The organism is Paenibacillus silvae, from assembly GCF_014639235.1.
In the GTDB taxonomy this organism is placed as follows: Bacteria; Bacillota; Bacilli; order Paenibacillales; family Paenibacillaceae; genus Paenibacillus; species Paenibacillus silvae.
The window spans coordinates 43,988-50,041 of record NZ_BMFU01000022.1 but is presented as its reverse complement, the minus strand read 5'-3'; the positions used below and the strand labels follow the sequence as shown (position 1 = coordinate 50,041).

The 6,054-nt window shown below is 47.1% G+C and carries 7 protein-coding genes and 1 other RNA gene; all 8 read right to left on the bottom strand.

What is annotated here, in order from left to right; all coding sequences use genetic code 11:
* Positions 1 to 292 precede the first annotated feature (292 nt).
* Positions 293 to 562 carry a pro-sigmaK processing inhibitor BofA family protein gene (locus tag IEW26_RS29195; protein WP_145406674.1) on the bottom strand — a complete coding sequence of 90 codons (270 nt, stop codon included), beginning with the start codon at positions 560 to 562 and terminating at the stop codon, positions 293 to 295.
* Positions 563 to 607: 45 nt separating this feature from the next.
* Positions 608 to 889 (bottom strand): DUF2508 family protein, encoded by a 282-nt coding sequence (locus tag IEW26_RS29190; RefSeq protein ID WP_229730096.1) that lies wholly within the window; start codon positions 887 to 889, stop codon positions 608 to 610.
* A 195-nt stretch (positions 890 to 1,084) separates the two neighbouring features.
* The gene (gene recR, locus IEW26_RS29185) at positions 1,085 to 1,684 is read right to left on the bottom strand and encodes a recombination mediator RecR (RefSeq protein WP_111273524.1); all 600 of its coding nucleotides are present in this window, start codon (positions 1,682 to 1,684) and stop codon (positions 1,085 to 1,087) included.
* Between the two features lie 35 nt (positions 1,685 to 1,719).
* Positions 1,720 to 2,031, bottom strand: coding sequence for a YbaB/EbfC family nucleoid-associated protein (locus IEW26_RS29180; protein WP_111273525.1), 312 nt, complete (start codon positions 2,029 to 2,031; stop codon positions 1,720 to 1,722).
* Between the two features lie 57 nt (positions 2,032 to 2,088).
* Positions 2,089 to 3,834, bottom strand: a complete 1,746-nt coding sequence (dnaX, locus tag IEW26_RS29175; protein WP_188594891.1) for a DNA polymerase III subunit gamma/tau — start codon at positions 3,832 to 3,834, stop codon at positions 2,089 to 2,091.
* A 177-nt stretch (positions 3,835 to 4,011) separates the two neighbouring features.
* Positions 4,012 to 4,279: signal recognition particle sRNA large type (gene ffs, locus IEW26_RS29170), an RNA gene on the bottom strand.
* 150 nt (positions 4,280 to 4,429) lie between these two features.
* A complete protein-coding gene (gene rpmE / locus IEW26_RS29165; protein ID WP_145406672.1) occupies positions 4,430 to 4,627 on the bottom strand; it encodes a 50S ribosomal protein L31 in 198 nt (65 codons plus the stop codon).
* 103 nt (positions 4,628 to 4,730) lie between these two features.
* Entirely contained in the window at positions 4,731 to 6,005 is a 1,275-nt protein-coding gene (locus IEW26_RS29160; RefSeq protein ID WP_188594890.1) for a radical SAM family protein, read from the bottom strand.
* Between the last annotated feature and the right edge of the window lie 49 nt (positions 6,006 to 6,054).

The window sequence follows — 6,054 nt, the reverse complement described above, 5'->3', positions numbered from 1 at the left end:
AGCGATAAGCTCATTTTGAATCTGACGAGATTATAAATCTCATTGTTGATCTTGCAAGCAAGATCAGTACTCACTCGTTGTTCAGTTTTCAAAGATCAAACTTCGTTTTTCGTCACCATCTTGTCTCAGCGGCGACTTTTATAATATATCATACTTCGTTCGTTTTGGTCAAGCTTTTTTTGAAATTATTTTTTGAAGTTCTGATTGAACTTCATTCATTTCAGTTGAAGCCTGAAGCCAATCAAGCAAAGCAACGAGATATAATGTACCATATAATTTCCCTAATAGTCAACTATGCAAACAAAGAAATTTTTAATCCTAATAAAAGCCCTACACCAGGCAAACCCAAAACCGTAACGGTACCTATCGTTGCAGGGTTTAAAGGTATATACATCCCCGTTATCCATCCTGAATAATTCACAACATATATGCCCGCAGCAGCCATCACTAGATGAATTCCAATTGACGTAAAAACCGATAAGCCCAACCTCTTCCTGAATAAGATAACAACAAGCGCCAACAGAGAGGCAACTAGTACACTCCCGAGAATTACAGTCTTCATAAAACCCACCTCCAGATATAATCGTCTGCTCCCAACTGCACAGTGTCACATGCTGACTTTCCGTTCGATGACATCCTCCTGCACTCCACTCAATCGTTTCGCCTGCTTCAAATGAATCTGGTACTTTCGTTCTGCCGCCTCAAGTACATAAATTGCATAATCAATCTCATCTTTCCCGAGAGCATATTCGAACTGTTTCATCGCCCGCTCCCACTCCTGTCTTGCCTTCTCCACATCCGCATATACTTGAGATTGTTCCTCCTCAAGCTGTCGGCTCTCCCTCTTCCCTCTTTCCCCTAGTCTCCATACTTTTTGCCATATTAGCACCAGCGTTCCCTCCCTCATATCATCCATATAGCACACTTTCATACATATCAAGGGAGGGACAAACTTAGAACTTGGACGTCCGAATTAATAACAAAAAAAGAGAGAGCTCCTGGCCCTCTCTTGAAGATGATACTATGCTTTCTTTAAAAAATAATACGAAGTTCTCTCATTTATACTGAAATCACGTAATGAACATCAGCGCATTTCCCTGCGACCTTCCAACGCCTTCGAGAGTGTAACCTCATCCGCATACTCCAGATCTCCGCCCACAGGCAGTCCATGGGCAATACGGGTTACACTGATTTCAAACGGACGCACCAGGCGGGAAATGTACATCGCCGTTGCTTCACCCTCAATATTCGGATTGGTTGCCAAAATCAACTCTTTGACACGCTCATCACTCAATCGGGTTAACAGCTCTTTCAAACGTATATCATCCGGGCCAATCCCCTCCATCGGAGAGATTGCGCCCTGCAGCACGTGATAATACCCATCGAATTCCTTGGTGCGCTCCATAGCCACCAGATCCTTCGAGTCTTGAACTACACAGATTACCGATACATCTCTCGACTTATCCTGACAGATCCGGCAAGGGTCTGTATCCGTAATATTACAGCACACAGAGCAGTAATGAAGATTACGCTTCACACTGACGAGTGCCTTGGCAAAATCAATAACGTCATCTTCCTTCATGTTAAGCACATGAAAAGCTAAACGCGCTGCTGTCTTCGGCCCTACACCCGGCAGACGGGTAAAGGCATCAATCAGCTTGGCTATCGGTTCAGGATAGTGCAATCGGTTGTGTCTCCTTTGGACAGGATCAGTTCAAATTAAAACAGTCCCGGAATTTTCATGCCGCCTGTGAATTTACCCATATCCTGATTTGCAATTTCATCAGCCTTTGTCAAAGCATCATTCACCGCAGTCATGACAAGGTCTTGAAGCATTTCAACATCATCCGGATCAACAGCTTCCGGCTTGATTGTAATAGAAAGCAATTTTTTATGGCCATTCACTTCAGCTGTTACCACACCGCCACCAGAAGTTCCTTGAACTGTTTTGTCGGCGAGTTCCTCTTGAGCCTTCAGCATTTGCTCCTGCATTTTCTTTACTTGCTTCATCATTTGGTTCATGTTATTCATATCCGTCATCTCCTTTAATATAGTTATCTCAAATTATATACACTGCATTCAGACGTACTACTCTTTAATAACTACAAGATCCTCACCAAATAGCTGGATCGCTTCATCAATCCAAGGTTGCTTATCGCCTGAACCCCCATCTTCATGCTCAGGTTCAAGCTTAAAGTCCTCCTTTGGCGCATCAGTAGCTCCTTCCATCGCTCCCGTCCAATCCCTGAGCATCATCGTCACAAGTCGTGCCGGACGCCCAAGTTGCTCAGAAAGCACACGCTCAATAACATCACGATTGGCCTGCTTCTCCGTTGTTTCACGGTGGATGTTGTTTTTAAAAGCAACCAGCACATTGTCTTCAAGCAGTGATACCGGCTCTCCATCCATAAACCAGGCATGCACCGTTACCTTTTCCTCTTTGACACGCTGCAGAATTTGACTCCACTTTTTGCTGATCTCCGCGAACTCGGGAGACCCCTTGCGCGCAACATATTGATCCAGATGTGCCGGCAGCTTCGCCGGAGCATTAGATCTGGACATTGGCGCACGCGACGCCGGTCTGGCGGGAGCGCTTGAAGCAGCCTCCCCACCAGACAGACCGCTTTTGAGTGCCCGATCCAGCTTTTTCTCAAGCTCGGCCAACTGCTGCTTGAGTCGGTTAATCTCTCCGCCATCCACCGATGTCGATGGAGAGGATGCTCCTGCCGCTGCAGCCGCCCCGCCCGAAGCCGGGATACTACACAGTTTAAGCAGCGCGACCTCAAATAATGTCTGCGGCTGAACTGCATATTTCATCTCGCTTTGATACCGATTCAGCGTATCAATCATCTGGAACAGCTGTTCCTTTGTGAAAGATTCCGCCATATCTCGAAATGATTCAGGATTCAATACCCGATCCGTGAGCTTGTCCGCATCCGGAACCATCTTGATCATCAGCAAATCCCGGAAATAATACAGCAGGTTCTCCATACATTTGTCTGCACTTTTACCTTCGTGCATAAAGCCTTCGATCATCTGCAGGATATGGCCGACATCCCCTTTAAGCAAGGAAGCCGCCAGCTTGGCGAATTGCTCCGAAGCTATGCCACCGGTCATATCCATAACCTGCTGATATGTCACTCGTCCATCAGTAAATGAAGAGATTTGATCAAGCACGCTTAGCGCGTCCCTCATCCCCCCATCCGATAACCGAGCAATGTACTGCAGCGCATCATGATCCGCTTCCATGCCTTCCTGTTCACAGATCAAAGCCAATCTGGCTGTCTGCTCCTCCAGAGATACACGGCGAAAATCAAATCGCTGACACCGTGATATAATGGTCGCTGGCAGGCGATGCGGTTCAGTGGTTGCCAAAATAAACATCACATGCGGGGGAGGCTCTTCTAATGTTTTGAGCAAAGCATTAAACGCCTCTGTCGTCAACATATGCACTTCGTCAATAATATAAACCTTCTGCCGGACTTCGGTCGGCGCATATTTCACCTTTTCCCGAAGATCACGGATTTCCTCAACACCCCGATTGGATGCAGCGTCAATCTCCTGCACATCCATCACAGCGCCGCTCGTAATTCGGCGGCAAGCCTCACATTCGTTACAAGGCTCCGTTGCAGGTCCACGCTCACAGTTTACAGCTTTGGCCAATATTTTGGCCGCACTTGTTTTGCCCGTTCCTCTGGGCCCGCTAAACAAATAGGCATGGGAAGTTCGCTGTTCACGAATCGCATTCTGCAAAGTCTGAATAATGTGCTGTTGTCCCACCATATCCTGGAACGACTGAGGACGCCACGCCCGGTATAACGCGATATGCTCCATGATGCGTTACCTTCCTTCCACTTCGCATTCGAGTCCGTTGTCGTCACCCCATTATACTATATTCCAGAGTGATTCCAAACTCTATCTGACTGATTTCATACGCACTTTAACATTAACATATCAAAAAAGACCTCTGCATTCATACGCTGCAAAGGTCTCTACATTTAAAAGATTAAGCCGTGCACCTGCTATCGATAATTGCGATCCAAGCGGCACCCCTGAACAACAGCTCGGGCTAGGCAACCCTCCGGCACAAGAGTGGTCTCACTTATGGCTGCTTCCTTCCGGACCTGACCAGGTTCATGAGTACTCATTGCGGAGGACCCAACCGTCAACACCGCGTTCAGGGACCAAACCTCACATCGACAAAACCTCTAACAGGAATTCAACCTCGCTATAGCGGATTGCGAGTTACAGGGCACCGCTACCTCCCCATCTAGCACGGTAAGAAATAGTATAACGTAAGCTTGTCATAATTGCAACCGGCAGCCAATGGAAGCTGTTTGACTCCAAAACATATACAAAATAAAAACCCCCGCCGTAAGGCAGAGGTCGTTGGATGCAATAATTAGACAATCCGTTAGGACTGATTCTATTAGATGCCGTATTTCTTTTTGAAACGATCTACACGGCCGCCAGCATCGATAAACTTCTGTTTACCTGTGAAGAACGGGTGGCACGCGGAGCAAATCTCTACACGAAGTCCGTCTTTAACGGAACCAGTCTCAAACGTATTACCGCATGCGCAGGATACTTGACCAATCGTGAATTTAGGATGAATTGCTTCTTTCATTACCTTTCACCTCTTTCCGCCCTGAGCCTCAAGCGGACCCAGAGTAAATGGCACAACACAGCAGATTATAACACGGCATAAAGCTGGTTGCAATCTAATTCATTCAAGAGGTGATCAGCTTTTTGGGACGAGCCATACCTACTGGCGGAACATGAGTGTACGAGCCAATAACGACATCTGGCAGTTCTTCTGCAAAGATCTCCAGCATCTGCTTCATCCCCAGAATGTCACCCTGTGCCGGTGGAATCAACTCCAGATAACTCTCCGGGTCAATATTCAGATTACGCATCTGAATCAGACGCAGGTTGGTGCGGCGCGCAAATTCAATCATCGCTTCAATCTCTTCCTCACGGTCCGTTACACCCGGGAAGATCAGATAGTTGATGGATGTATACACCCCCTGCTCCGCTGCATATTTCATGGACTTCTCTACATTAGCGAGCGTGTAACCACGAGGTTTGTAGTATGCATTATAATGATCATCCAGCGCACTGATTGTACTTACACGCATCAGATCAAGGCCTGCATCTACAATGCCACGGATATGATCGTTCAGGCCGGCATTAGTATTAATGTTGATATACCCCATATCGGTAATCGAGCGTACTTCCCGAATTGCCTCAATAATGAGCTTGGCCTGCGTGGAAGGTTCTCCTTCACATCCCTGGCCAAAGCTGATAATCGACTCAGGAGTTTTCAGATGCTCCAGCATAACCTCTACAATCTCATCTACACGCGGGCGGAAGTTCATACGTGTCTGCGGGGATACAAAGCCACTGTCATCCGGTTGCTCTGAAATACAGCCGAAGCAGCCGGCGTTACAAGAGTAAGATACCGGCACGCCACCTTCCCAGCGATTAAGGAACGTATTGGAAGAGGTCAGACATTCGTAACCAAGCGCACAGTTCGACAAGTGGGTATACAGACGATTCTCCGGGTATTGTTCGGTTAAACGTTTCACGCCAGAACGCACATCGTCACGATCACAGTTCATCGGATTCCATTTGTCCGGAGTATCGGATTGTGAAGCTGTAACGTAAAAGCCTCCATCTTTCCATACTACAGCTGAATATCCAAACAGCGGCAGCTTGTACTCTTTATCCGTCTTGACATAACCAGGCAGACATAAACGGGTAAAGCCTTGCGGAAGCAAAGCCCCAACCGCCTGTGTACCACTCGGCATCGGCATCATCTCACCCGTGTCGGGGTCCATACCAATGGGACGGGTACTCGGAAGACCCACCAACGTTGCACCATCCGGCAGAGGAATCAACTCATCCTCCATAATCTCGACAATCATATCTCCACTACGAGCGAGCCCGTACAGGGAAGGATGATCAAATACATTACCTTTTTCATCTGCGTATACTAAATACATGATGTTCTCCTCACATCTATTAGGTTAAATCTGACGACAAGTGTTCTAT